This window comes from Loigolactobacillus bifermentans DSM 20003, from assembly GCF_001434575.1.
Classification (GTDB): Bacteria; Bacillota; Bacilli; order Lactobacillales; family Lactobacillaceae; genus Loigolactobacillus; species Loigolactobacillus bifermentans.
This window is the reverse complement of record NZ_AZDA01000055.1, coordinates 1-1,822: the sequence shown is the minus strand read 5'-3', so window position 1 is coordinate 1,822 and position 1,822 is coordinate 1. Positions and strand designations below refer to the sequence as shown.

Annotated in this window: 2 protein-coding genes; both read left to right on the top strand. The window is 35.0% G+C overall.

Going from position 1 to position 1,822, the window contains the following annotated elements; genetic code table 11:
• Positions 1–312: 312 nt before the first annotated feature.
• On the top strand, positions 313–1,119 hold the full coding sequence (locus FC07_RS07750) for a ParA family protein (protein WP_010010558.1): 807 nt from the start codon (positions 313–315) through the stop codon (positions 1,117–1,119).
• A 2-nt stretch (positions 1,120–1,121) separates the two neighbouring features.
• Entirely contained in the window at positions 1,122–1,490 is a 369-nt protein-coding gene (locus tag FC07_RS07745; protein ID WP_020090532.1) for a DUF5388 domain-containing protein, read from the top strand.
• The last annotated feature ends 332 nt before the right edge of the window (positions 1,491–1,822 follow it).

Sequence of the window (1,822 nt, the reverse complement as noted above, 5' to 3'; positions counted from 1 at the left end):
TAAACAAGTTGACTTTTATGTGGCGCTCACCGATTCCCGTCGGTGGGTGTTTTTTTGTATTCACTTACAAGTACAATTGTATTTCTCTCAATAAAAGAAATCAACACTTTTTTAAAAATGTATACATTTTTATATTAGTACAAATACTAATGTAAAAATTAGTATTTGTATACTCATTCAAAACGCCTCTATTGCAGTCTGCATAGAGATCATGTATACATTTTTACTTTTACACACTTGTATTTGTATACATGTACTAATTTTTGTGCTATGCTTTAAGAGCATTACACTACATATTTATGAGGTGATATTTTGGATAGCAAAGTCATAACATTTTCAAACTTTAAAGGCGGGACTGGCAAGACAACTAATAGTACAATGACTGGTATCGAGTTGGCACGTCGTGGGTATAAAACACTATTAATAGATTTGGATCCTCAAGCTAACGCCACTAATTTATATTTAAAAACTAAAAATAACGTCGGCGGTGAAGTAACTTCTTTTGATGAAACCTTGATGACCGCAATTAAAAACAAAAACCTCAAACCAGCTATCATCAACGTAATCCAAAATTTAGATATTCTTCCATCCTCAGCTGACTTTTCTTTATATCCTAGATATATGGAGAATATAATTTCTGACTACACCGATCGTGTAAAATACTTATCTACCTTAATAAATCCGTGGAAAGATGACTATGACTACTTGTTGGTAGACGTTCCACCTACAATTAGCCTAATCACAGATACCGCATTATATATGACAGACTACGCGATTGTCGTTCTTCAAACTCAGGAAAGATCGCTTCAGGGTGCCCAGGCATTCATCAAATACATGCAAGATCAAATTATCAATGAATTCCACGCTCCGACATTAGATTTACTAGGAATATTGCCGGTTTTGCTGAAAAATGGTGCCCCTGTCGATAAGAGCACCTTAGCTAAAGCAATTGATATATTTGGTAAAGAAAATATTTTTGACATAACAATTAAAAATATGGAACGCTTAAAACGATATGATGTAACCGGGGTGACATTTAAAGATCAGTTTGATAAAGCAGTTCAAGACGTATACTCCAACGTTACTGATGAAATATTTAGCAGAATGGCTGGTGAATAGGAATGAGCGGATTATTAAACAATCCCAATCTAAAAAAACAACCAAAGACGGACCCACTTGATCGTGGACAAGATATCAAACCCAAAAACACCTTTACTACAGATGATCTTAAAAGTAATAATGGCAAACCATCAAAACCGGGAAAAAGCGTTGCAGATTCTGTTACTTTTTATGCTAACGTTAGAATCAACAACCATATTAAGAACAAAGCGGAAGCTTTATCTGGAATTGGTCTATATAAATCTCAAAAAGATGCCATTGATAACGCATTAGACTATCTCATTGATTCTTTAGACGCTGAAGACAAGCGAAAATTTACTTTTCAATTAGATATTCTGGAGAGTAGAGACGCCCGAACTAGGGGAAAATAATATCGCGCTCTCAGACAACACGTTCAGCTTTTAGACGTATACTTTGTCCGTTTAAATTAAGCAGAATGCACAAAAAAAAGTCCTCTATTATGCGGAATAGAGGGCTTTTCTGAAATCAGTACATACAGGCTTTGCTTAGGAGCGTTGCTTGTGTCCATTTAGGACATACACAATCATAGCACGTATTTGACAACTATATACACGTATAAGCAAACAATGCACGAGAATGCGTTTATATGGTAGATTGTAAAGAAAGTGGCTCATCAACAATTGAACAGCCTATTTTCCACTACTGGATCAGCCAAATTAACAACTAAAAACAAACAGACGAA